This is a genomic window from Candidatus Methylopumilus turicensis (assembly GCF_000953015.1).
Taxonomy (GTDB): Bacteria; Pseudomonadota; Gammaproteobacteria; order Burkholderiales; family Methylophilaceae; genus Methylopumilus_A; species Methylopumilus_A turicensis.
Window position 1 is genome coordinate 289,490 of record NZ_LN794158.1, and the last position, 23,707, is coordinate 313,196.

The following is a 23,707-nucleotide window of genomic DNA, read 5'->3' on the forward strand; positions in this document are numbered from 1 at the left end:
TAGCTATAAAATTCCACCCCTTATTACTTGTTACTTGAAAAGAAGTCGTTATGCGCGCCTCACAGTTTTTTATTGCCACTCAAAAAGAAGCTCCACAAGAAGCGGAGCTTGCTAGCCATCGCTTAATGTTGCGCGCTGGGTTTATTAAGCGTTTAGGTTCTGGTCTTTACACTTGGATGCCACTTGGTTTGCGTGTGTTGCGCAAAGTGGAAGCGGTGGTGCGTGATGAGATGAATAAGGCCGGCGCGCTAGAGCTTTTGATGCCTGCCGTTCAGCCAAAAGAGTTGTGGGAAGAAACCGGTCGCTGGGCGGTGTTTGGCCCACAAATGCTCAAGATTAACGATAGACATGAGCGCGAGTTTTGCTTTGGTCCAACGCATGAAGAGGTGATTACCGATATCGCCCGCCGTGAGATTAAGAGTTATAAGCAATTGCCGCTTAATTTTTACCAAGTACAAACCAAGTTCCGTGACGAGATTCGCCCACGTTTTGGGGTGATGCGTGCACGCGAATTTATGATGAAAGATGCGTATTCATTCCATACCAATTTAGCTTCGCTTGAGCAAACTTACGCGCGTATGTTCCAAGCTTATTCAAATGTATTTACCCGTTTAGGCTTGGAGTTCCGCGCTGTGCGTGCTGATACTGGCGCGATTGGCGGCGATGGTTCACATGAGTTTCATGTATTGGCTGATTCTGGTGAAGATGGTTTGGCGTATTGCCCAAATTCAGATTACGCGGCAAACGTGGAATTGGCTGAAGCCCTCGCACCAAGCACGCCACGTGCGGCGGCTAGCGAAGAAATGAAGTTAGTAGAAACGCCAAAACAAACGACCTGCGAAGCCGTTGCAGAATTATTAGGCGTGAGCTTGCAACGCACGGTGAAATCCATCGCGTTAATGGCGAATGACAAGTTCTATTTGCTCTTGCTGCGTGGCGACCACAGCTTAAATGAGATTAAAGTTGGCAAGTTAGAAGGCTTGGCTGATTTCCGTTTTGCAACGCCTGAAGAAGTGCGTGCGAATTTGAATGATTGCCCGCCTGGCTTTATCGGTCCGGTAAAAGTGGGTGCGAATGTGACAGTGATTGCGGACCGCACAGTAGCTACGATGAGCGATTTTATTTGCGGTGCAAACCAACCAAAACTCCATTTATCAGGCGTGAACTTTGGCCGTGATTTGCCAGAGCCTAGTTTGGTGGCAGATATTCGTAATGTGATTGATGGCGATGCGAGCCCAGATGGCAAGGGCGTTTTGGCTTTATGTCGCGGGATTGAAGTAGGTCATATTTTCCAATTACGCACTAAGTACGCACAAGCGATGAATGCGACTTACCTTGATGAGCAAGGTCAAACGCAAGTCATGGAAATGGGTTGTTATGGCATCGGCGTATCACGTATTGTGGGCGCGGCGATTGAGCAGGGTAACGATGAGCGCGGAATTGTGTTCCCAACCAGCCTTGCGCCTTTCCAAGTGGCGATTGCACCAATTGGCATGGATAAGAGTGACGCGGTAAAAGAGGCCGCGACCAAGCTTTATAATGATTTGCTTGCGGCGGGTGTGGATGTTTTACTGGATGACCGCGGTGAGCGACCAGGTGTCATGTTTGCGGAGATGGAGCTGATTGGGATTCCGCATCGTATTGTGATTGGTGACCGTGGTTTGAAAGAAAACCAAGTGGAATATCAAGCGCGTACCTCCACTGAAGCACAATTGATTCCGCTTGATGAAGTGTTTGGATTTATCACCAACACATTGCGCTGAGTGAGCAGGGTAAATTATGCAAAAGCGCTTTTGTATAATTGCCCTATTTTTTAGTGCTTATTTAATCAGTCATTTTGCCTTTGCAGGGGCTCAGCAAGAGGAGCCCCTATCTAATAGCGTCAAATCCTTGATGCAACAATCGGTCAGCGATCGTGCCGTGCCTAAGTTGTTTTTTAGCAATGAAGTTGAAGCCCAAAAATGGCTGGATACCATGTCCGAACGCCTCAAAAAGCGTATGCCAGATCAATCCTTGCGTGAAGATTTTTTACGTACAGTGCATTACGAAGCCACCCGTGCAGGCTTAGATCCGCAGTTAGTATTGGGCCTAATTCAAGTAGAAAGTGGCTTTAAGAAGTATGCAGTTTCATCCGTTGGCGCGCGCGGTTTTATGCAAGTGATGCCATTTTGGGTAAATAGCATAGGCTCGCCTGAGCATGATTTGTTTCATTTACGACTCAATTTGCGCTATGGCTGCACGATATTAAGGCACTATCTAGACATTGAGCATGGGGATTTATACCGTGCTTTAGGTCGATATAATGGCAGTTTAGGTCAGCCACAATATCCTAATGCGGTGCTCGGAGTCTGGCGTCGTTATTGGAGTTACGCGCATTAGGCAGTATTTTCACAGATTTTCTCTGCACTTATTTAGTGCAAATAGTTTACACATTCCTCTTTTTCGTACTAGTATCACATTCAGCGGTTTTGATGGTGCAACAGCACTACAACGAAATAAACGCTTTTGCACCTGTCGCTATAGCTGTTCTATTTTTTAAATTTTAACTAGAAGTAAAAATAGAAGTACAACTAGAGGAGATAAGCATGTCTAAAGTAACTGCACTATCTGTAAGTATCGCTTTGCTTGGTGGTCTATGGGCGTTTCTAGCATTAGGTCCATTGGCCGGTTCCGTTTTAGTTTGGGCCGGCTTTATTGCTTGGGGAAGTTTCTTCCATTCTGGTGGTGACGCTGCTGCACTTCAAAAAACAATCGTCGGAATGATTTATGGTGCTGTCATCGCTGGTGTTGCCTTGTACTTGGTTGGCTTGAACCCATTAGGTTTAGCCGCTCCAGTGGGTCCAGCCGTTTATATCGCCGTGACAGTCTTTTTCTTAGTCATCGTTGCCAATATTGAACCACTTTCATGCGTGCCAGCCAACGTATATGGCTATGCAGCAACGGCAGCTTATGCCTTACAAACAGCAAATGCAGGGAGTGTAACAGCCACTGATCTGACTAACCCAGTGGTATTAGTGGCAGTTTCAGCGGTGCTTGGTGCTGTGTTTGGTTTGATATCAGGCAAGCTTGCAGGGGCATTAGGGAAATAAGCATTTCACATCACTTAAATTAAAAAAACCGCCTTTGGGCGGTTTTTTTATTGGCTGATATATAGCGATTTAATGATGCTTATCTGGCTAAATCGGACACCTTAAAGCCATAAAAAGTACCAAATTCACTCTCAGGTTCGTGATACACAAAGAACAAACCGTTTGTATAACCGAGCCCAGCGATGTGGTTTTGTGAGCGCAGTTTCAATGTGCTTGGTAAAGCACTCTTGGCCACAAAGCTACCTTTAATATCGAACACCAAGACTGCTTTGTGATCGACGTCTAACAAGGCAAGCTCTTCGCCTTTAATGCCTGTATAGGCAACATAATAGTCAGTGATATCATCAAATTGAACACCGGCTGTTTTTAGGTCGAGTTTAATCTCTTCTACTTTTTCATCTTTATTTAAATCAACCACCCACACCAAATTACTGCGGCCTTGTTTGGCGTAATAAAGGTTGGTTTCAGGGTTATGAGTTGGAATGGTCGAAGCGTCGCCAAATGCCGCATTAAAGCCCGAAATGTCTTTAGAGTTTCCCGTGAGGTTGCCTTTGTCATCAAGCTCTAATGAAAAAAGGCCGGTATTTGGAGAGAAGCCTGCATTGCTAGAGATGTTGTAAGTAATCGTCTCAAGTTGTTTGGTGACTTGATTGAAGTAAATCGAGCGATTGTCATAGCCAGGTTTTGCGGATTGAATATACTGACCGCCATCACCATAAACATGCACCTGTGATTTTGAAATCGGCGCTTCCATTTCTGAGCCCATCGGCGCTAAGCCGCCATCTGCCACATAGTAACGTTGATGAATCGGCACGTAAGCGATTGACATGGGTTTAGAGCTTGGCATTTTAGCGAGGGTGATTTTAGTCACGACTTCAGCTTCAGGCAAAACAGCCGCTTGGGCTTGAAGCCCAATTAAAGGCAAGCATAAAAGACTCAGGCTAGATAATGATTTTAGAATTTTCATAAACGCTTTCTTCTTACGGTGAACACATTGTCGTTTAGTGGGCACAACTTCTCTTGAAGAGTTCCCAGTTTATTGTCTTGTCTCGGTTCGCTCTAGTAACATCGCGTCGCCGTAGCTAAAGAAACGGTACTTTTGTTCGATCGCGTGTTGGTAGGCTTTTTGGATATTTTCCAAACCAGCAAAGGCTGACACTAACATCAGTAAGGTGCTTTTTGGTAAATGGAAGTTGGTCAGCAATCTATCCACCACTTTGAATTGATAGCCTGGGGTAATAAAAATATCGGTTTCACCATTACCAGCCACTAGCTCACCAGAGCGCGCCGCACTCTCAAGCGCCCTAAGGACTGTGGTGCCAACCGCGGTGACTTTTTTGCCTGCATTATGCGTAGATTGAATTAAGGCCAGCGTTTCTGCGGGCACGGAATAAAGCTCAGAATGCATTTTATGCTCGTTGATATCATCGACACGCACAGGTTGAAAAGTTCCGGCGCCAACGTGGAGTGTCACATAAGCGACATTCACGCCTTGCGCTTTTAAACGTTCAATTACTTCCTCATCAAAATGCAGGCCTGCTGTTGGCGCCGCCACAGCGCCTGGGTCCTTGGCAAAGACAGTTTGGTAACGCTCATCATCAAACTCATCTGCGGCATGCGTAATATAAGGTGGCAAAGGCAGTGCGCCGTATTCATCTAGCAAATCTAAAATAGGGCGTGGTGAATCAATACGCAGTAAAAAAAGGTCATCCTGACGCGCTTCCACCTCAGCTTCAAAAGCATTCGCAAAAATCAAACGTGCGCCAGGCTTGGGTGATTTAGACGCACGAACATGTGCCAACACATGATGCTCATCAATAATGCGCTCAAATAAGGCTTCAATCGCACCACCTGATGCTTTCTGCCCAGCAAGGCGCGCCTTGATGACTTTAGTATTGTTAAAAATCAGTAAATCACCTGCATCAATGAATTGGCAGATATCAATAAAGTGCTCGTCACTGATGATGCCGCTATTGCCATTGAGTCTCAGTAATCTACTGGCTGAGCGCTCTTTGGTTGGAAATTGTGCAATCAGCTCCGTTGGTAAATAAAAATCGAATTCAGTAGTTCGCATAAACGCCAGTGTTTGTTATAATATTTGACTTCGTTGCCGGGGTGGCGGAATTGGTAGACGCACTGGACTCAAAATCCAGCGAGGGCAACTTCATGGGGGTTCGATTCCCCCCCCCGGCACCAAGTAAATTAAAAGCTTACCAATTGGTAGGCTTTTTTTACGTCTAAAAATTCTTGTGGCACATCACTCAGTATTATTCGACATTTTACCCGAAGTGGGCTGTCAAAAGTTTTGCTGCTTGGAAATGTCAGGCATATTTAAGTGCTATCTCCATTGATATGGAAATGGCTTTACCAAGCAATTGATTTGCCTTGATAGTCAATAAATCGGCCAGTGTTTGCAAGGGATAAATTGTCAATCACCAGCCTTAAACCATTCACACTTGTTGGTATGTCAATTAAACCATCCGGACCGCCCATATCCGTTTGCACCCAACCAGGATGTAAAGTCGCAACGCTAATGCCAAGGTGCTTTAAATCAATACTTGCAGTTTTAATTGCCATATTAACAGCGGCTTTGCTACTGCGATAAAGGTAACTTCCACCCTTAGTATTGTCATCAATACTCCCCATCTTACTACTCAAAGTGACCGCCTTTTTAAGCGTACTATTTGCTAGATGGTTTTTAAATGCATTCAATAAGATGACAGGCGCAATACTATTCACTTTGAAAGTTTGCACCCAGTCATCGACATTCATTTGATCAGTTGCTCGGTCAAGATAGATGCCTGCATTATTAATGAGCAGATCGATCGTGACATGCTTGAGAGAGTCTGCAACCTGATGAATTTCATCAAAATTCGCGACATCTAATTTGATGATAGAAATATTCGCGTAACTTGTTTTAAGGGACTGCAACGCGTGAGCTTCATCAGAATTCCTGCAACTTGCGATTACTTGCCAGCCATCAATTGCATATTGCCTCACAAATTCCAAACCCAAGCCTCGGTTGGCGCCTGTTATAAATAATGTATGTGCCACGAGCAAAACCTTTGAAAAGTTAAAAATATATAAAGTAAAAAAGCCCCATTTTATTAGAGGACTGGACTTCACCGACTCCAATCAATATTTGATATTGTCGATTGAGCTTCCCAGGTCTTTGTAACATTATCTAGACCATCACTTGCATGATGCCGCCACTTATTTAACTAAAGGCCTGATGGCTGAAAAGCCACCATCAATTGACCAAATTTGACCAGTCACTCTTTGTGCTTTTTCAGATAACAACCAAGCCATTAAATCAGCCACATCGTCTGGATTTCCAATCCCTTTAATCGGGTATTGTTTTGCCGCTATTTCTCTCATCAGTTCACTACTCAAAAGATTTGCGGATGCGGGCGTGTTCAATATTCCAGGAGAAACAGCATTAATACGAATATTAGAGGCTGCATAGGTTGCGGCGGCGCTTCTCACTAGCGCCTCGAGACCACCCTTGGCAGCAGATACGGCTTCATGATTTTGAATGCCTATGCTGGCGGCAGCAGATGAAACAAACACTGCGGCACCATCACTAGAGGTTTGTTTCAAATGCGAAATAAAAGATGACAAGGTGAATATCGCACTCAATAGGTTTGTTGAAATACAATCTAACAAGTCCGCTTCGGAGGTTCTGTGAAGCGCGCCAAGCTTGATGTTACCAACACAATGTGCCAAGCTATTTAAAGTGATACTTCTTTTTTCAATTTCATCAAAGAGGTGTTTAACCCCATCAATGGTTGAGCAGTCTGCAGTAATTTGAGTGTGTTGATCGCCATATATCTCTTCAAGTTTTTCTGAGTTTCTACTCACTAAAACGAGCTGCCAATTACCTATGACCAACTTTTTAGCTAAAGCCTGCGCTAATCCACCTGTCGCACCGGTTATTAATACTGTTTTGTTCATATCGATATCCATCATTTTGAATTAAGTTTTCTTACTGCGTTCTACGAAGATTAATGCACTTGGGCGGCCTGACTTTAAAAGCGACGTTGGCGTGCAAACCTACTTATCGCCTCAGAAAGATCTCCTTAGGCTGCCGAGGCTTCCACATCAAGCACTGCAGCAGGAATGTCTCTAATGGTTTGTATTTTACTCATACAAACTCCTTATTAGATTTTATTAACGCGTGCGGTGTGCTTGAAACTTTGATTGTTTTAGGACCCAAGCGTGAGGAACAGTGAGTGCGGCGAGGCCAACAAAAACAATCCGGATTAAGTCAATTTCTAGCGGTTTTTTTGGGCCTAGCCACCAAATCACGAGGCCCATCAAAATCACTGCAATCGTTGGTAAGATTAATGCATTTAGAAATGCCTGTCGCGTAAATTGACGCAAAAAATAGCGGCTTCTGATGAGGTGCCTTGCGCTATGCATGCCACAGAAATAAATCCCAAATGCCAAGATGGGATTAAGTAGTAAAAATAGAGCGCAAGTGCAAAATAATTCTAATTTTGTTCGCAGGTCTATTTTTTTTGTCACAAGATAAAAAGCAATGACCAAGCCAGCAGGGATGCTGATCAATTGAGAGGTTTTGACGATGCTGGTGGCGATGTCGATGTGAATGATCATTGCATATAAATCAATTAATTCATGCCCAAAGAATACGCTAGGGAGGCTAATAATAGCAGCGCCATCACTCCATTTTAGCAATGTAAAGCCGGATAAGTTGAGATCATCCGAAAAGTGCAGGGCTGACAATATTAAGAATACAATAAAGAACGCATTCGGCACGAGCCACCACACTAAAATCACTGCCAACGCCGCTGCCATGTAATAAGCGATAAATTTCAGCCAATGCTTGATGTGTCTGAGGTCGTAAGTTTGGCTGGCAAATAATACATCGAGTGAGCCGTGAGGGACGCCCAGCAAAACGACAAAGACCAAGGTCATCAGTAATCCATAGGGATTAGCATTAAGGTCAAATGCGAATCCCAAGACCAAAGCGAGACTACTAATTAACATGAATAGATTGCTCTGAAATATCATGGGTTTGTTCATTTCGCCCATCCTAGACGATGAAAAATCTTTTGAATCACAAAGCCTGGGAGCGCTTTTATGAAGGGTCCAGGTGGCAGTGATTTGATGATCCTAAAGTAATCGCCAAGTGTTGCTTGGTCTGACATGAATTTCACAACCGTATTCAACTCACATCGATTAAATAAATCCTCAAAAAGTGAGGCCGCCCGCGTTGGGTTATTTTTAATCACGTTTAGGAAAAGCCCATCCATGGAAGACTGTACCCACTGTTCTTTTGGCGATGCGTAAAGCTTTTGCTCGCTCACAATTGATTGCGCACATTTGTTTGCCCAGGACTGTATGCGTTGAAAGGCATAGCCAGAACTGGGCCTCGCCGCCCCCGCAAACAATCCTGCATACAGGTAAGTGGAGGCTTTGTATTGTTGGGTTAATGTATAACCCATGGGAAGCGTGCCGTGTTCAACCCTTAAAAGTTCGTATGGCTGGCGATCAATCTTTTGAGTAATAGATTTTTTTAGACGTGTAATTAATTGCTGCTTGGGAATAATGTTTTCAGAAAAAACGGTGTACTCGATTAATGCCTTTTTCTCGGATGTGGGCAAAATATAAATAAATGCTAGGCCATGTTCAAACGTATGGTCAAAGTCCATTAACACCATTTTTTCGGGTGAAAAACAATCTGATTGCGTTTGAATCTCATAGCCCACAAAGCACTGCCAGAGCACAGAGTCCTGAGGGTTAATTTTCTTTGGTGGCCGAGTGTCGATGACTTGTCTTGCTGTGAATACTGTATGCGCAGTGCTGATATGCCAGCCTTGATCTGTGTTGATCGGAGCTGATAGCACTTCTTGGCCAAGCATCAATTGTATTTTCGGATGATTGCTAATTTGTTTGATTGCCGCCTCGTAAAAGTGCTGACTTTCCAACATGAGATATGGATGTTGGTTGCAATCAAAATGATGAACGCGTTCTCGATTCGCCACTTCAAATGTGGACCATGCATGGCTAGCGAGGGATTGATATGCCGGATGATCGATATCCCAAAAACACCAGGTCCGATCATTGGTGTAGTTTTTTCGTTGTTCGAGGATCAGTACCTTAGGCGCTTTTTCGCCATACTCAGATAGCTTACTTGCAAGACTAAAGCCAGCACAGCCACCACCTATGATCACTAAATCGTAATGCGGAAGCTCAGCCATTTAGATGAGCCATTTCCTGAATGGCATGATGCAAGCGCTGTTGATGGACCTTAGCGTGAACATAAAATGATTTATTCATTAAGCTTTGCGTTAATATTTTGAGGGTTAGCCAAACTTTTAACGGTTTGCTCACCACCGATCTAAATGCCCAACATGCGTAATTTTTATTGGCAAGTTGCGTCCCAATATGACGATATAAACCTGACGCAATCACAATCCCTAAACGCGCTCGTATCGGCAAAAAACATAACCCATCATGCCCGCTTTGGTAATAGGCATCAGCATCATTTAGCATTTTAATTAATGTGCTTCTTATTTTATCTTGTGTTTGTCCATCAGGCGTAATGAGCGCAGCCGGCTCAACATCCCCAATGAGCGATGCAGGCAGGTATCTTCTATTCATTAAGGCATCTTCAGCAACATCTCGACAGATGTTGGTTAATTGCATCGCCATGCCCAAATCAATCGCATGCGCGAAAGCACGTTTATCTTTGATGTCTAGAATTTTGCTCATCATCAATCCTACCGTTCCCGCGACTTGGTAGCAGTAAACCATCAGTGCGGTTTCATCTTTAAATCTCACCAGAGCCAAGTCAGAAATCACGCCTTCGATCAACGAAATAGGAATATGTATGTTGATCTGAGCTTCATGAAAGAGGGCAATTGCATCGCTGATAATGGGATGGGCTGATCGACCCGCGGTTAATTCCTCAATCATCTGTAACAGCATTTGACGAGCGACAGATTGATCTTCGGTGTCATCAGCAACATCATCAACATGCCGGCAAAATCGATATAACCTGACCGCTTGCGTGGCATGTTTTTGGTTAAGTAAAAACTTAGCCCAAAAAAAGGTTTTGCCTTTTTGAGCCAACACCACATTTGACTCTTTAATATATTCTGCTTGATTACGCTTAGCTTGACTCATTTAAAATCAGCGGCGGCGGGGATCAGCTGATCAATCACTTTTGCCGAACATAGAACGCCGGGCAATCCTGCGCCTGGATGGGTGCCAGCGCCGGTAATGTATAAATTTTTAATGCCTTCGGCTTTATTATGAAATCTAAACCAAGCCGACTGCCTGAATAAAGGCGCAATAGAAAAGCCTGCACCATGCATGCTTAGATAGTCTGTTTTGAAATCGCTAGGCGTCATGAAAAAGTCATCAGTGATATGCTTTTTCAAGTCGGGCAGGATGGTTTGATCCAGGGCCTCGATGATTTTATTTTTTAAGATTTCGCCTTCAATAGACCAATCAATGTCGGCTTTTAAATTAGGCACGGGACACAGTACATAAAAGCTATCGCACCCAGTTGGCGCAAAGCTCTCATCCGTTGCTGTGGGTCGATGGATGTAAAGTGAGAAATCTTCCGATAATATTTTTTTATCGAAAATGTTTGAGAGGAGCGTTTTGTAGGTTTTTCCTAACCAAATGGTATGGTGAACGACCTCTGGATATTGTTTTGTGGTGCCAAAATAAATCACAAACAAACCCATGGAGTAGTGCGCTGCTTTTATTTTGAGTTTTGAAGATAAAGCGACCTGGCTTGGCTTAATCATCTTCTGATAAAGGTAAGCAGCATCTGCATTTGACACAATAATGTCTGCACTAAGTGTTGTTCCGTCTTCTAGCAAGAGCCCTGTTGCTTTTCCATTATCAATGACGATGTTTTTCACGGTCGTGTTCAGACAAATCTCAATACCATGTCTTTCCATGAGGCTTTTTAGAGCATTTACAATTGCCCCCGTGCCTCCCATTGCAAAAAATACACCATACGCACGCTCAAGGTAGTGGATCAGGCCATAAATACTGGTTGTCGAGAAAGGGTTGCCGCCAACCAGCAATGGCTGGATAGAAAAGGCTTGGCGTAGTTTTGGGCTAATGAGGTGTCGTGACACCGTTCCCCATACCGTCTCGTAACTTCTCAAGATAATGAGCTTTGGGATTAACGAAAGCATTAAAAAAAATCGATGAAAAGGGATGGCTGAAAGCTGCGTAAAAGCAACGTCAAAAATATTTTTTGAATGATTGAGTAGTTTTAAATAGCCGGCTTTATCTTTTGGCTCAATCTTTTCAATTTCTGATAGCGTTTGCTCGAGTGTCCCGCCGTAATCAAACGTGGTTTTATCCGAAAAATAAAATCGATACCAAGGGGTCAGTGGAACGAGCTTAATATGATCTTCAAGTTTTTCTTGGAAAAGGTCAAAAAGCTCTTCGAATAAAAAGGGGGCTGTAATAACGGTTGGACCCGCATCATGTTTGAACCCGTTTCTGGTGAATACTTGCGCCCTACCACCAAGCATTGGGGCGCGATCAATGATTTTGACGGCATAGCCTTTGGCTCTGAGTCTTAATGCTGAAGCGATTCCACCAAAGCCAGATCCAATAACGATGGCTTGTTTAACTTCCAATGTCATGTTTTATTTGTCCTTGAAGCTGTTGTGCCAGTGAGATGAGCAAAGTCCCGAGAGAGTGAGGGAGCTGTTCTGCTAATCTGACTGCTTCGGACAAAGATTGTTCTGCAAGACGCGTTGCATCTGCAACTGGATCGCTTGAATGCGCATCTGCTAATACAAACACAATATTTAATGATTTTGAGCGTCCATTTTGCGGCGCATCTTTTGTGATGTCGTCTAGGTCATCCACTACTTGATAACCCACCGCAAATGCGCTGGTTGCTTGTTGCGCTAAACGTAAATATTCCGTCTGGCCTGATAGCGTCAATGCCAGCTCAATGGGAAGTCCAAGCAATGCGCCAGACTTTGCTTGGGCGATATTTTTGTAGGTTTCGATTGAGTTGATTGGTTTGTTTTTGTACTCAATATCGTCACACTGCCCTTTAATGACAGAGGTGGTACGCTTGGCGATCAGTGAGATTAATTGCTGTAATTTTTTTACGTCACTGATGCCAGCTAAAACGCCATAAGCGCTTGATAGCAGTAAGTCGCCAGCACAAATAGCAACACTGACCCCGAATTTTTTCCATACGGTTTCTACGCCGCGGCGGGTTTCATCCATGTCTTGAATGTCGTCATGAATAAGTGATGCATTGTGCAGTAATTCTGAGACTGCTGAAATAATCAGCATGTCATTATATTGGATGTTGAGATCGAGGCAGGCCGCTAGGCAAAGTCTCGCTCTTACTTTGTGTCCTGGGGTGGCCAGATGATATTTCGCCGCATATTCAGCAGCATTAACATGACGTTGATTTGAATCTGAGGCGGATGATAGATGTTTACTAGTGAAGTCGTCTAATTCAGACAAAAGCATATCAAGCGATATTTGAGACGACTGTAATTCGTTTGGTAAGTTAACTAATGCTTGAGCTGACATCTTTTAACCTCAATAAATACGGACACATTTTTAAAGGACTGCTTTTACTTTGAATAAAAATGTGTCCGCTTGGTTAATATTTAATTAACTAATGATTACTTCTTTTCGCTTTCTGATACTGCAACAGACCAGATGATCACACCGAAAGCAATTTTGTTTAGAACGTCAGCAAGGTTATAAACAATGTTTAGTGCTTTCATGCTATCAGCAGGATCTGAACCTGTTAGGTAGCCGAAGTAGTAACCAATTGGGTAAATTGCCCAACCAATTGTCACAATCCAACGCATTAAACTAAATGCAGATTGAACATTTTTTGGTGCTTGGCCAGCATTGATCTTGCTTGCTTCGCCAGCGAAAATTTCCCAAAGAATGTAGAACCAACCCACCATACCAATAATGAATGCTGGCATAACAGAAAGGTAACCAGCTTCACCTGCATAGCCACCAACCAACATGACTAAAGTACCAATCATTAGGCGCCAGAATACGCCAACTGGCACTTTTGCAATTGCAGCAAGAATTAAGTAGAACTCAATCATGAGCAATGGCACTGTAATGAGCCAATCGATATAGCGATAAACAGTTGGTGTTGAACCTGTTGCCACCCATACATCACGCATGTAGAAGTAGTGAACAGCTGCAACAAGCGTTACAAGGCCAGAAACAGTTAATGAAGTTTTCCATTTACCTGCAACACGGTCGCGCTCAAGAAAGAAGAACGCTGTTGAAGCAATTAATGCCATTGAGATTAACCAAAATGAAATACCAACGAAGTCACTAGATTGAAGTACAGAGCTATGTTCAGCAAAAGCTGGTGCTGAAAAACCAAGCAACGCGACTACGCCCAACCACATACGCTTACTAGAAATTTTTAAATCTTTAATCATTTAATTCTCCTAAAGGATAATTTTAGTGTAGATACAACTTTTAACACTTTTTTACAGCATTGATACAATATGCCTAAAATTTAGTATTAACAACCTTAAATTTTTTATGGGTATATAGCGTCTATTTCGGACATTCAAAAACGTCGATGGAAGCCATGCTGGGCCTCATTGGGGGCATTTAAGTGACGGATGACAATCAGAGTGTTGCTGTTTGGGAGGCTGTTGCTAAGAGTGAAAACTCAGCAAATTCTCAAATAAAAGTGACGGAAACAGCGATAGAATTCGATCACAATTAAAGTGTTTAGGCGTTTAAATCAGACTTATTTCTGTTGAGTGATCGGTGTTACTTTACTTCTTTGCCGTCAATGTAAGTGCTTTTGTACTTAAGGCTGCCATCTTTATTCCAAGCCGTTTCTTCGCCTTCTTTTTTGCCATTAACGAGTGTGCTTTGAACGCGCTTCTGGCCATTTTCGTACCACAGCGTAAAAGTGCCATGTTCAAGGCCCGCTTTGTAGTTGGCTTCTAATTTGATTTGACCATTTTCGTACCATTGCTTCCAAACGCCATCTTCTTTGTCATCGAGATAATTCGTTTGAATATAAAGACCGCCACTCGCATACCAAAAGGTTTCGAGACCTTGCTTTTTACCTTTGATGACATTCACTTCATATTTTGGTTTGCCATCCGCGTAATGCTCTTTCTGAACGCCAGTAAAATTTTTATCAAAAATCGTTTGTGCGAAACTGGTGCTAATAGATAAAACAAAAAATAAGGTCATTGCTAAGGTTATTACATAGTGGCTGAGTGTTTTCATGGCTAAGTTCTTTAATAAGTCAGTTTTTAAGATAGCCTATTCAGATATTTGTTCCAAGTTTTTTAACTATAAAAAGGTCTTAGCTAGATAAGTATAAACAGGGATGCCGATCAAGATATTCAGGGGAAAGGTAATGCCTAGCGACATCCCCATATAAAGTGCTGGCTTAACCTCGGGAAGCGCATGCTTCAGTACCGCAGGTACTGCAATATAAGAAGCGCTCGCTGCAAGTACCATGAGCAAGATCGTCTCACCCAAACCAAACCCCAATAGCTTGGAGATGATGAGTGCGATTGAGGCATGGACAAAAGGTGCCACGAGGCCATAAACCAAAGTGAGCTTTGGTGTGTTCTTTAAATAACCGAAACTTTTTGCGGCTTGTAGGCCCATATCCAATAAAAAGAAAGAAAGCATGCCTTTGAATAAATCAATTGAAAATGGAGCCATGACTGTATGGCCTGCGTCGCCGCTTAAGTAGCCAACTAACATCGATCCAAGTAACAAAATTTGACCGCCATCGGTAAATGATTCATGTAATATTTTTGAAAGGCCTTTTCCTTGATGACGGTCAGCAGAAGTCGATGACCTGGCTTTATTGGCAAGAATGATGGCTAAAATAATCGCGGGTGATTCCATTAACGCCATGGCTGCAGCCATGTAGCCTCCATATTGAATGTCAGCCAGATCAAGCGTTTGAGTGGCAGTGATAAAAGTAACCGCACTGATGGATCCGTAAGTCGCAGCAATCGCGGCTGCATCTAATTTATTTAGGTGGTGGCTAAGTAAAGCGTAGGCAAGCAGCGGCACTAACACGGCCAGTAAGATCGCACTCCCCAGTACTAATGTGATTTCTGCAGTAATGCCTGATTGATGAAGCGCAAATCCGCCCTTCAATCCCAGTGCCATTAATAAATACAAAGATAAAAATCTTGTGACTGGCTGAGGAATTTCTAAGTTTGATTTTAATAAGCCAGCGCTCACGCCAAAGATAAAAAAGAGGATGGCTGGATCTAAAAAGTTATGCATTATTTTTTCTTGGTGATTTTAATGGCTGAATTTTAAGTAAGAATTAAAATAGAGTAAAATCAATAATTATTAATAAAGCTATAGATAAAAATCTATGAACATTAGTTTTAGACAACTTAGACTTTTTAAAGCATTTGCAGAGACAGGCAGTGTGACAGCGGCTGCTAAGTTAATGCATGTGACTCAGCCGACTGCGTCAATGCAACTTAAAGACCTAAGCAATGCGGTTGGTCTTCCATTGTTTGAATTCGTTGGAAAAAAAGTTTACTTAACAGAAGCCGGAAAAAAATTGGCGGTCACGGCGCAATCTATTGCTCAAGAGTGGGAAGCCTTTGATCAAACTATTTCATCAATTAAGGGATTGGAGAGAGGTACGCTCAAAATTTCTGTGGTGAGTACTGCAAAATATTTCATTCCAAAATTAGTGGGAAATTTTTGTGCAGATCATCCAGGGGTGGATATTGCTTTGGAGGTGTTGAACAGAGATGCAGTGATTGCAAGATTAGAAAACAATTTAGATGACATGGCCATCATGACTCAGCCGCCGGCGCATTTAGAGATTCAGGATGAGGTGTTTTTGGACAATCCTTTGGTTTGTATCGCAGCAAAGAATCACCCTTTAGTAGGTAAGAAAATAAGTCTTAACGATATTGCCCATGAGTTTTTTGTGATGCGTGAAGTCGGATCTGGCACGAGGATGTCTTGTGACTTATTCTTTAAAAATAAAAGAATTTCGCCCAATGTGAGGTTGACGCTTGGCAGTAATGAAGCCATTAAACATGCTGTTGGAAGTGGCTTGGGACTCTCGATTGTTTCAATGCATTCACTGACTGAGCACGACTTGAAAGTCTTAGTGTCCGTATTAAATATGAGTGATTTCCCAATTAAATCTCAATGGCACATTGTGAGTTTGAAAGGCAAGAAGATGAGTCCTATTGCCCAAATATTCCATGATCATTTGCTCGAAAAAGTCAGCGAAATTAATGAGAGTCTAGAACACATCTACTAACATCTTCGCAAAGTAAACTGATACTTGAATTCAACGCATTTCAAAGAGTTCAAGTCAAAGAATTCAAGGGTTCTGGATACGTCTGATTTTCTCAACGCGAAGCTGACGTGTAATCGTTCTAACTTCTAATTTTTGCTTATTTTTAGCATAGTAAAACCAGCAGCCATCTAACTCCATTGAGACACAATCAACAACTTCTAGCATTCCCTGCGCATAAAGTTCTTGCGCATATAAACTACTGTTTGAAATCTTGAGGTTAGGAATGGGCTTCCATTGATGCGCGATTAAGCCCTTTTTGACCTCCTCGTATGTCGTGCCTTGATCAAAACTAGGAAGCCCTGCTTCAGCCTGTGCATCAGCAGCCAGAAAAGTGCCTAACAACAATATAAGTATCTTCATCAATTTTTACCCACTCCCTTAGCGACTTATTTTTTCTTTGGTAGTTTTGTAATGAGGTCGTCGATATTTTGACCTTGTTCTTGCGTTTTGATAATGAGATCAGCAATCAAAGCTGACGTTGCAGCCTCTTTTTTTTCTTGTTCGACTTCATGCAATTTGATGGTGGTAATGGAGGCATCAATTTTCTCAACCGCACTCGATGAATCTAACAGCAGACTATCTAGTTGCTGTTTAGTCTCATAGGCGTTGATTGCTAGTGCTACGACGGCGATTGATAAAACAGTATTGATCACCGAGCTAATTTTGGTTTGCATGCTAAATCCTGAAAGTTGTGAATGTGATTGGGAACTACAGGACGGAATTGCCTGAGTGCTTATTTTACTCGATACAGGCAACTTAACGTCACGTACGACGATAATTTAATTGCTGGCAATGCTTGGTTTGGCGCGTATTAAATCAGGCTAGATTATTCTATGACGCTTCAAATGCAAAGGAGTTGCCTTAGATGAGGATCTTTCAATTGATTGCATTGGTATCAATGCGAATTTGTTTGATGATGTTGCAAGTCTTATGATTAAATTCATTTCAATTTCATCACTCTGTCTATTTAACTTTCAAAAGGAATTGTATGCAAAATAAATCCATTATCCTGCTTACAGGAGGAGGTTATGACAAGGTCACCGTTGGCGTTCGAGATGCAGACGAGCCCAAAGCCGGTGAGATAACGGTTCGTTTGCATGCGAACTCACTGAATTATCATGACTTTGCCGTTGTAAGCGGGATGTGGGGCCCCTCTGAAGCCAGAATTCCAATGGCTGATGGCGCTGGTGTTGTGACTGCGGTGGGAGATGGTGTTTCGGATTTTGTGGTCGGCGATCATGTCGTCAGTACATTTTTCCCGACCTGGCTTGCTGGGGAGCCGCTTGTTGAGGGATTTGCAACCACGCCGGGCGATGGGGTTGATGGTTATGCACGAGAAACTGTCACCGCATCCACGCAAGCGTTCACACTTGCCCCAAAAGGCTGGAGCCACGTTGAAGCATCTACGCTGACTACTGCTGCGCTTACCTCATGGCGTGCCCTCATGTCAGATGATGCGCTAAAACCTGGCGATACCGTTTTAGTTCAAGGCACAGGTGGGGTTTCTATTTTTGCGCTGCAGTTTGCAAAAATGGCTGGCGCCAAAGTGATTGCCACATCTTCTAGTGATGAAAAGCTGGAACGTTTGAAGGCACTTGGTGCGGATCATCTGATTAATTATCGTAAAACAGCCAATTGGGGTGAAGTTGCACGCGAAATAACAGGTGGAAGGGGCGTTGATCATATTGTTGAGGTGGGTGGGCCGTCCACGCTTGACCAATCAATGATGGCGGCTCGCGTTGGTGCACACATTTCGGTGATTGGAATATTGACTGGTCTTGGTGGTGAGCTGTCTATTGTGACTGCCTTGATTAAACAGCTGCGTTTACAGGGGCTAATTGTTGGCAATCGCACGCAACAGCAGGAAATGGTGAGGGCCATTGACGCCAATCATATGCGGCCGATTGTCGATAAAGTCTTTCCGCTAGAAAATATAGTAGAAGCATTTCAATACCAAGAAAGTAATCAGCACTTTGGTAAAATTTGCCTAGAAATGTAATAGATCATTAACCACGCTTTACCTGTCAACAAAGCTTCTCATTGGATTAGAGGCTTTGTCTTTCTGATACCGACTTAAACCGTATGCTTTGATCGTATGATTTGTTGGTTCACGGTAACCAAATAAATAGAAGACTATACATTGATGAACGCTCCAACCAATCTTACGCCAGATCAATATGGCTTTTGTTTCGATCACTCTTACTCGAAACTACCTGAAGTCTTATTTTCTCGTGCAAATCCCAAGCGATTTAACCATCCAAGCTTCGTGATTTTTAATGTCTCCCTAGCCAAAACGCTTGGCTTGAATGCGAACGTGATTGAATCCTCCAATTGGGCCTGTTTCTCAGGTCTAGAAATTCCAGTGATGGCTTACCCTATTGCGCAAGCTTATGCAGGGCATCAATTTGGCGGCTTCAATAATTTGGGCGATGGACGAGCCGTATTGCTCGGTGAGCACATTTTGCCGGATGCCACGCGTGTTGATATTCAGCTCAAAGGTGCTGGCCAAACACCGTATTCGCGTTCTGGAGATGGTCTGGCTGGTTTAGGGCCCATGTTGCGTGAGTATTTAATTAGCGAGGCCATGCATGCCTTGGGCGTGCCAACGACACGAAGTCTTGCTGTGATGTTGACCGGAGAGGTCGTTTACAGAGCCCAGCCACAAAGCGGCGCAGTGCTCACTCGGGTAGCGGCTAGCCATATTCGTGTTGGCACGTTTCAGTATGCGGCAGCCATCAATCAAGTGGATGTATTAAAAGCCTTAGCTGACTATACAATAAATCGTCATTATCCAGCGATAAAAGATCATCCCAATCCTTATGTGGCTTTGCTTGATGCGGTGATCAACGCGCAAGCCTCATTAATTACCAACTGGATGCGGCTAGGCTTTATTCATGGCGTGATGAATACAGATAATATGAGCATTGCTGGAGAAACCATTGATTATGGCCCATGCGCTTTTGTAAATGCTTATTCACCCAACACCGTATTTAGTTCGATCGATCAAAATGGCCGTTACGCGTTCGGTAATCAGCCCAAGATGGGGGAATGGAATCTAACCCGATTTGCTGAAAGCCTTTTACCTTTGTTGGCTAAAGATCGTGAAGAGGCGATTCGTATCGCAACCGATCGCTTGAATTTATATCAGACGCAATATAGAGATTGTTGGCTAAATGCAATGCGAAATAAACTCGGGATTTTTGATGCTGCAGCAATTAACGCGGAGCCTAGTGACTTGAATCTGGTGGAAGATTTGTTGATGTTGATGTACAAACACCAAGCGGATTTTACGAATACCTTTAGGCAGCTCAATAACCCCGGTCAATTGGATGAAGGCCTTGTTAGCGATGTCGGCTTTCAACATTGGCAGACGCGTTGGAAAGAGCGTCTGGCTAAGCAAAAACAAACGATGGCAGAGGTTGTTGAATTAATGAATGCACACAACCCTCAGGTGATTCCAAGAAATCATTTGGTAGAAGAAGTGTTGGAATCTGCGGCCCAAGGCAATATGACCCCATTTCATGACTTTCTCGAAGTGCTACAAAATCCATACAACCTGCCTATGAATGACAAATATTTATCAGGCGCAGGATCAGGTTTTGACGAAACCTACCAGACCTTCTGTGGTACGTAGTTGCATTGAAATCTAACTAACAAGCGTTAAGTGTTGTTAAGTAAAACGCGATGAAATTGACTTTCACCACGGCACCCTCAGGTGCCATTTTTTTGAGTTAATTTAATTGCGATTCCACTCATTTAAAAAAGTAAATTTCTAATGATGCTGTTCTAGAAGCCCTTCATTTTACGCGCGCATATGTCCATATTTTTGTCACATTGCCTGAGTTTTTTAACACCTTAATTCATTATTTTCATCACTATGGTATGTTAAAAAAATAAAAAGCTAAGTTGGAATATAGATACTTTTTTAGGCATAAAGACGCTATCAGCAGCTATCGATTTCCGCGATGCTGACGGTCATTCGAAAAGATAAGCCAATTTCATCAGGCTTAGGTGGTCGGGTTGAGCTGCTCGAGCCGATTCGGTCGGGGAGCCCTTTAGCTCTTTTTGTACAGACCCATCAAGATATCTAATTGCTTAATTAGCAATTAGATCACGGGGTCTTCGACACTAGGCGTTTTATCGAGTGGCTTAAATCGAAACCCATCGATGTTCCTCTGTATGGCACGCTTTTTTTGCGACTGCGAGCGGGCGAGTGACGGAAGCTGATTGGCAGCAAGGTGCGCGTGTTGAAAAAGGGATGATTTTAGGTGCAATCGGCAGTTCAGGTAGGTCAACTGGACCGCACCTTCATTACGAAGTTATCAAGTATGGAAATAAGCAAGATCCTACTGAATATATCAATATTCAACCATTTCTCGCCCATTGATTTTTTGATTCAATGAAATGATTCATGGCTACTCAAGTTCACACTACTTTGAGTTTTAACGGGTGATATAATCTTCAAAAAACAGAGCTTATCACTCAACAGTATTTAGAGTGGTTTGATTCTTCACATAGACCAATGCGATTGTCTGATCTGCATTCACGAAGATTTTCAATAAGGAAAAAACATGCGATTTTTTGAACATGTATTAGAAGTCATTATGTTTCGAAGCCGTTGGCTTTTAGCCCCCATGTATATTGGACTAGTGGGCGGCTTGGTTCTCATGTTGGTTAAATTCGTTCAAGAGTTTTTACATATTTTTACGCATATTGTAGATACTCCCGAGAAGGAAGTGGTGTTATCAATTTTGGGCTTGGTGGACATCACCTTGGTTGCCAATTTGCTCATCATGGTGATTTTTAGTGGTTACGAAAACTTTGTTTCTAAAATTGATGTTGCCACGCATGAAGATAGACCCAGCTGGATGGGACATGTGGATTACTCAGGGCTAAAACTGAAGCTGATTGGTTCTATCGTGGCGATTTCTGCGATTGATTTATTGAAAGCATTTATGCATCAATCTCAGGTGGGTATTGAGCATCAAAGCAATACGCAAATGGCATGGATGGTCGGTATTCACTTTATCTTGATATTGTCCGGCGTGTTATTTGCTGTGATGGATAAGATTTCAGAATCTACCAAACACTAATCTTCTAAGTAAGCCTTAGGGCAATCAATTATGCTTCTTGACATAAAAACAGCTTATTTCTTACTTGGGCTTTTTTATGTCGTGATGCCTCTTACCGCCTATCTATATTTGCGCGGTCATAGAACGATACCGGTAAAGTTGTGGTGTCTTGGTGGGCTTCTTAATGGTATTGGCTTCATTATCATCAGTCTCAGGCCGCTATTGCATGGGCATCTTTCTGAATTCTTTACGTTCACGCTAGCTAATGTTCTCCTTGTTACAGGGTATTTAACGCGTATTAAATCGCTACGTTCAGAAATGAATCGAGCACTTCCTTTGGCGATGCTTGTTGCTTTCGTGATGCTGTACGGATTTATTTATCATTTGATTGTTCTCTTCTCAGACGAGTTGGAAACGAGAGTTTTGTTGGGTCTCGTCGTGGTTGGTGTGTTGACATTTACGCTGTCTTTTGAAGTGCAGAGGTATGTCCGCTACTTTGCAATTACAAGATTGAGTTATCTTGGGTTAGCGTATTTTGTCTTAGGCGTCACTGTATTCATTAAATTTATTTTGCTGATTTCTGGGCATGATGAAGCCAATATTTTGAAAAGCTCTTTGATTAACTCCGTCATGACGCTCACGGGTATCTTTACAGTGATCTACTCTAACATTGGCTATATTGCTATTGTTTTATCTAAGGTTGAGAAGGAGTATCAACTAAGTGTCAGGGAAAATGAAATGATGTTCAATCTTCTCGAGAAACGTAATTCCCTAATTAAGGACCTAATGAAAATGCAGGCTTTTTCTACCGTTGGTAGCTATGGGGCGACGGTTGTTCATGAGGTGCTTCAGCCTTTGACTGCATTGCGTTTTGGCCTTGAGAATCTAGAGTCTTATTTCTTAAAGAACAACCAAGATCCTATTGCAACTGAGCGGTTGGCTGCCGTCAGAAAGCCAGCTGAAAAAGCAATTGATGTCATTGAAAATTTACGTAATTTTATGGTTGAACGGAATGTGATGTTGAAGCAAGTCGACGTTCAACACACCTTAGAAGACGTGATTGCGCTAGTGCAGTCAAGAGTAAAAGAGTTAGATGTCGAGATTTTGATCGAGTCCAATGCATCCAATTTATTTGTGCAAGCCGATCAGCATCAACTAGAGCGTGTATTTTTTAATCTCATGAACAATGCATTAGATGCGATCGGGAGCGGCTCCGATGCAGGAAGACTTAAGCGCATTGTGATTAAACTCACTCATATTCAGCAAAAGCAATTTGTGCTGATCAAAATGATTGATTCTGGACCGGGGATTCCTGACGGTGCCGAAACTAAAGTCTTTGAGTGGCTAGAGACACAGTCAGGCGGCATGGGAATTGGGCTGGCATTGTCTAGAATGCTTGTTGAGAGCTGGCAAGGTGCAATTAGGGCATACTCAGCAAACCCAGATATCGATGGGCTGGCTGGTGCGGTATTTGAAATTAAATTAAAAACTTCTCAATCATGAATGTGTGGCGAGAAACAATTTATCTGGTAGATGATGATGAGTTAATTCTTGCTGGGATATCTACTTACCTGCGTGATAAACATTTTGAAGTGCGTACTTTTAATAATGGATTAGATTTTTTACGCGCTTTACCATTGGCGCATCCATCTGTGATTATCCTGGATATGCATATGCCCCTGTTAGGTGGATTGGACATACAGCGTAAATTGCTTGAAATTGATAATGATTCGCCAATATTTTTTCTGAGTGGTGAAAGCAAGTCTCAGCAGATTATTGATGCACTAAAAGGTGGCGCATACGAGTTTTTTCTTAAGCCAGTCTCACCCAAGTTATTGTTTGAAGCATTGCAGCGAACTTTTAAGAGCAAGTATCAGCGAGACAGTGCGATTAAGCACGAGATCAATAAAAGTGCATTACTCAGTCGATTAACCCCTGTCGAGCACCAAATTCTGTTGATGTTTCTAAAGGGGCATCCCAACAAAACGGTGGCAGAGGCGATGCATTTAAAAGCGGATACTATTAAAAAAAGACGTGCGCATATTTACGAAAAATTGCAGGTGACTAATTTGCCCGAGCTGCTTGATTAGTTTTCAAATTTGTTAAATCGCTAACGCTATGTAATTGTTGTTGATTTTTATTCGTTAACATCCCCAATTGGGGATACTCCTCGTATTTTTTTTCAGATTTAATGCCTTCAATATTTGCTTAGA

24 protein-coding genes and 1 tRNA gene are annotated in these 23,707 nt (G+C 42.7%); 11 read left to right on the top strand and 14 right to left on the bottom strand.

Annotated features, from left to right (window positions below; genetic code table 11):
- Nucleotides 1–50: 50 nt before the first annotated feature.
- The 3 genes from BN1209_RS01625 (at nt 51) to BN1209_RS01635 (ending at nt 3,089) form a co-directional block, all read left to right on the top strand.
- The gene (locus BN1209_RS01625; RefSeq protein ID WP_045750658.1) at nt 51–1,763 is read left to right on the top strand and encodes a proline--tRNA ligase; all 1,713 of its coding nucleotides are present in this window, start codon (nt 51–53) and stop codon (nt 1,761–1,763) included.
- A 16-nt stretch (nt 1,764–1,779) separates the two neighbouring features.
- Entirely contained in the window at nt 1,780–2,379 is a 600-nt protein-coding gene (locus BN1209_RS01630) for a lytic transglycosylase domain-containing protein (protein WP_045750659.1), read from the top strand.
- A gap of 206 nt (nt 2,380–2,585) precedes the next feature.
- Nucleotides 2,586–3,089, top strand: a complete 504-nt coding sequence (locus BN1209_RS01635) for a DUF1097 domain-containing protein (RefSeq protein ID WP_045750660.1) — start codon at nt 2,586–2,588, stop codon at nt 3,087–3,089.
- A gap of 79 nt (nt 3,090–3,168) precedes the next feature.
- Here BN1209_RS01635 and BN1209_RS01640 read toward each other — a convergent pair whose 3' ends face one another.
- Entirely contained in the window at nt 3,169–4,056 is an 888-nt protein-coding gene (locus BN1209_RS01640) for a hypothetical protein (protein ID WP_045750661.1), read from the bottom strand.
- A gap of 69 nt (nt 4,057–4,125) precedes the next feature.
- Entirely contained in the window at nt 4,126–5,163 is a 1,038-nt protein-coding gene (gene queA, locus BN1209_RS01645; protein ID WP_045750662.1) for a tRNA preQ1(34) S-adenosylmethionine ribosyltransferase-isomerase QueA, read from the bottom strand.
- Between the two features lie 35 nt (nt 5,164–5,198).
- Between queA and BN1209_RS01650 the strand changes: the two genes are divergently transcribed.
- Nucleotides 5,199–5,285 (top strand) — tRNA-Leu (locus BN1209_RS01650).
- A gap of 168 nt (nt 5,286–5,453) precedes the next feature.
- On the opposite strand, the gene BN1209_RS01655 is transcribed toward BN1209_RS01650, so the two are convergent.
- From BN1209_RS01655 to BN1209_RS01700, 10 genes are all read right to left on the bottom strand, one after another.
- Nucleotides 5,454–6,143 (bottom strand): SDR family oxidoreductase, encoded by a 690-nt coding sequence (locus BN1209_RS01655; protein WP_045750663.1) that lies wholly within the window; start codon nt 6,141–6,143, stop codon nt 5,454–5,456.
- Nucleotides 6,144–6,302: 159 nt separating this feature from the next.
- Entirely contained in the window at nt 6,303–7,043 is a 741-nt protein-coding gene (locus BN1209_RS01660; RefSeq protein ID WP_045751895.1) for an SDR family NAD(P)-dependent oxidoreductase, read from the bottom strand.
- Nucleotides 7,044–7,259: 216 nt separating this feature from the next.
- Entirely contained in the window at nt 7,260–8,099 is an 840-nt protein-coding gene (locus BN1209_RS01665; RefSeq protein WP_045750664.1) for a Brp/Blh family beta-carotene 15,15'-dioxygenase, read from the bottom strand.
- A 32-nt stretch (nt 8,100–8,131) separates the two neighbouring features.
- Entirely contained in the window at nt 8,132–9,313 is a 1,182-nt protein-coding gene (locus BN1209_RS01670) for a lycopene cyclase family protein (RefSeq protein WP_045750665.1), read from the bottom strand.
- Complete coding sequence (locus BN1209_RS01675) at nt 9,306–10,241, bottom strand: phytoene/squalene synthase family protein (protein WP_045750666.1); 936 nt, start codon at nt 10,239–10,241, stop codon at nt 9,306–9,308. The genes BN1209_RS01670 and BN1209_RS01675 overlap by 8 nt, the downstream gene beginning before the upstream one ends.
- The gene (crtI, locus tag BN1209_RS01680; protein ID WP_045750667.1) at nt 10,238–11,731 is read right to left on the bottom strand and encodes a phytoene desaturase family protein; all 1,494 of its coding nucleotides are present in this window, start codon (nt 11,729–11,731) and stop codon (nt 10,238–10,240) included. The genes BN1209_RS01675 and crtI overlap by 4 nt, the downstream gene beginning before the upstream one ends.
- Nucleotides 11,715–12,647: a polyprenyl synthetase family protein gene (locus BN1209_RS08850; protein ID WP_052661070.1), complete on the bottom strand. Its 933-nt coding sequence runs from the start codon at nt 12,645–12,647 to the stop codon at nt 11,715–11,717. The genes crtI and BN1209_RS08850 overlap by 17 nt, the downstream gene beginning before the upstream one ends.
- A gap of 95 nt (nt 12,648–12,742) precedes the next feature.
- Entirely contained in the window at nt 12,743–13,534 is a 792-nt protein-coding gene (locus tag BN1209_RS01690) for a bacteriorhodopsin-like (RefSeq protein ID WP_045750668.1), read from the bottom strand.
- Nucleotides 13,535–13,877: 343 nt separating this feature from the next.
- On the bottom strand, nt 13,878–14,348 hold the full coding sequence (locus tag BN1209_RS01695) for a toxin-antitoxin system YwqK family antitoxin (RefSeq protein WP_045750669.1): 471 nt from the start codon (nt 14,346–14,348) through the stop codon (nt 13,878–13,880).
- 66 nt (nt 14,349–14,414) lie between these two features.
- Nucleotides 14,415–15,374, bottom strand: a complete 960-nt coding sequence (locus BN1209_RS01700) for a sodium-dependent bicarbonate transport family permease (RefSeq protein ID WP_045750670.1) — start codon at nt 15,372–15,374, stop codon at nt 14,415–14,417.
- 94 nt (nt 15,375–15,468) lie between these two features.
- On the opposite strand from BN1209_RS01700, the gene BN1209_RS01705 reads away from it, so the two are divergent.
- Entirely contained in the window at nt 15,469–16,383 is a 915-nt protein-coding gene (locus BN1209_RS01705; protein WP_045750671.1) for a LysR family transcriptional regulator, read from the top strand.
- Between the two features lie 63 nt (nt 16,384–16,446).
- Here BN1209_RS01705 and BN1209_RS01710 read toward each other — a convergent pair whose 3' ends face one another.
- Nucleotides 16,447–16,782 carry a hypothetical protein gene (locus BN1209_RS01710; RefSeq protein ID WP_144402527.1) on the bottom strand — a complete coding sequence of 112 codons (336 nt, stop codon included), beginning with the start codon at nt 16,780–16,782 and terminating at the stop codon, nt 16,447–16,449.
- 26 nt (nt 16,783–16,808) lie between these two features.
- Nucleotides 16,809–17,096 carry a hypothetical protein gene (locus tag BN1209_RS01715; protein WP_045750673.1) on the bottom strand — a complete coding sequence of 96 codons (288 nt, stop codon included), beginning with the start codon at nt 17,094–17,096 and terminating at the stop codon, nt 16,809–16,811.
- A gap of 314 nt (nt 17,097–17,410) precedes the next feature.
- Here BN1209_RS01715 and BN1209_RS01720 point away from each other — a divergent pair, with 314 nt between their 5' ends.
- From BN1209_RS01720 to BN1209_RS01740, 6 genes are all read left to right on the top strand, one after another.
- Complete coding sequence (locus tag BN1209_RS01720) at nt 17,411–18,421, top strand: zinc-dependent alcohol dehydrogenase family protein (protein ID WP_045750674.1); 1,011 nt, start codon at nt 17,411–17,413, stop codon at nt 18,419–18,421.
- A 144-nt stretch (nt 18,422–18,565) separates the two neighbouring features.
- A complete protein-coding gene (locus tag BN1209_RS01725; protein WP_045750675.1) occupies nt 18,566–20,056 on the top strand; it encodes a protein adenylyltransferase SelO in 1,491 nt (496 codons plus the stop codon).
- A 624-nt stretch (nt 20,057–20,680) separates the two neighbouring features.
- Nucleotides 20,681–20,809 carry a M23 family metallopeptidase gene (locus BN1209_RS09300; protein WP_082048445.1) on the top strand — a complete coding sequence of 43 codons (129 nt, stop codon included), beginning with the start codon at nt 20,681–20,683 and terminating at the stop codon, nt 20,807–20,809.
- Between the two features lie 184 nt (nt 20,810–20,993).
- Entirely contained in the window at nt 20,994–21,515 is a 522-nt protein-coding gene (locus BN1209_RS01730; protein ID WP_045750676.1) for a TIGR00645 family protein, read from the top strand.
- Nucleotides 21,516–21,545: 30 nt separating this feature from the next.
- Nucleotides 21,546–22,997, top strand: coding sequence for a sensor histidine kinase (locus BN1209_RS01735; RefSeq protein WP_045750677.1), 1,452 nt, complete (start codon nt 21,546–21,548; stop codon nt 22,995–22,997).
- The gene (locus BN1209_RS01740; RefSeq protein ID WP_045750678.1) at nt 22,994–23,584 is read left to right on the top strand and encodes a response regulator transcription factor; all 591 of its coding nucleotides are present in this window, start codon (nt 22,994–22,996) and stop codon (nt 23,582–23,584) included. Before BN1209_RS01735 ends, BN1209_RS01740 begins: the two co-directional genes overlap by 4 nt.
- Nucleotides 23,585–23,707 lie beyond the last annotated feature (123 nt).

Coding starts and splice junctions, on each gene's coding strand:
- BN1209_RS01625 (WP_045750658.1), top strand. CDS start 51: ATGCGCGCCTCACAGTTTTTTATTGCCACTCAAAAAGAAGCTCCACAA.
- BN1209_RS01630 (WP_045750659.1), top strand. CDS start 1,780: ATGCAAAAGCGCTTTTGTATAATTGCCCTATTTTTTAGTGCTTATTTA.
- BN1209_RS01635 (WP_045750660.1), top strand. CDS start 2,586: ATGTCTAAAGTAACTGCACTATCTGTAAGTATCGCTTTGCTTGGTGGT.
- BN1209_RS01640 (WP_045750661.1), bottom strand. CDS start 4,056: ATGAAAATTCTAAAATCATTATCTAGCCTGAGTCTTTTATGCTTGCCT.
- queA (WP_045750662.1), bottom strand. CDS start 5,163: ATGCGAACTACTGAATTCGATTTTTATTTACCAACGGAGCTGATTGCA.
- BN1209_RS01660 (WP_045751895.1), bottom strand. CDS start 7,043: ATGAACAAAACAGTATTAATAACCGGTGCGACAGGTGGATTAGCGCAG.
- BN1209_RS01665 (WP_045750664.1), bottom strand. CDS start 8,099: ATGTTAATTAGTAGTCTCGCTTTGGTCTTGGGATTCGCATTTGACCTT.
- BN1209_RS01670 (WP_045750665.1), bottom strand. CDS start 9,313: ATGGCTGAGCTTCCGCATTACGATTTAGTGATCATAGGTGGTGGCTGT.
- BN1209_RS01675 (WP_045750666.1), bottom strand. CDS start 10,241: ATGAGTCAAGCTAAGCGTAATCAAGCAGAATATATTAAAGAGTCAAAT.
- crtI (WP_045750667.1), bottom strand. CDS start 11,731: ATGACATTGGAAGTTAAACAAGCCATCGTTATTGGATCTGGCTTTGGT.
- BN1209_RS08850 (WP_052661070.1), bottom strand. CDS start 12,647: ATGTCAGCTCAAGCATTAGTTAACTTACCAAACGAATTACAGTCGTCT.
- BN1209_RS01690 (WP_045750668.1), bottom strand. CDS start 13,534: ATGATTAAAGATTTAAAAATTTCTAGTAAGCGTATGTGGTTGGGCGTA.
- BN1209_RS01695 (WP_045750669.1), bottom strand. CDS start 14,348: ATGAAAACACTCAGCCACTATGTAATAACCTTAGCAATGACCTTATTT.
- BN1209_RS01700 (WP_045750670.1), bottom strand. CDS start 15,374: ATGCATAACTTTTTAGATCCAGCCATCCTCTTTTTTATCTTTGGCGTG.
- BN1209_RS01705 (WP_045750671.1), top strand. CDS start 15,469: ATGAACATTAGTTTTAGACAACTTAGACTTTTTAAAGCATTTGCAGAG.
- BN1209_RS01710 (WP_144402527.1), bottom strand. CDS start 16,782: ATGAAGATACTTATATTGTTGTTAGGCACTTTTCTGGCTGCTGATGCA.
- BN1209_RS01715 (WP_045750673.1), bottom strand. CDS start 17,096: ATGCAAACCAAAATTAGCTCGGTGATCAATACTGTTTTATCAATCGCC.
- BN1209_RS01720 (WP_045750674.1), top strand. CDS start 17,411: ATGCAAAATAAATCCATTATCCTGCTTACAGGAGGAGGTTATGACAAG.
- BN1209_RS01725 (WP_045750675.1), top strand. CDS start 18,566: ATGAACGCTCCAACCAATCTTACGCCAGATCAATATGGCTTTTGTTTC.
- BN1209_RS09300 (WP_082048445.1), top strand. CDS start 20,681: ATGATTTTAGGTGCAATCGGCAGTTCAGGTAGGTCAACTGGACCGCAC.
- BN1209_RS01730 (WP_045750676.1), top strand. CDS start 20,994: ATGCGATTTTTTGAACATGTATTAGAAGTCATTATGTTTCGAAGCCGT.
- BN1209_RS01735 (WP_045750677.1), top strand. CDS start 21,546: ATGCTTCTTGACATAAAAACAGCTTATTTCTTACTTGGGCTTTTTTAT.
- BN1209_RS01740 (WP_045750678.1), top strand. CDS start 22,994: ATGAATGTGTGGCGAGAAACAATTTATCTGGTAGATGATGATGAGTTA.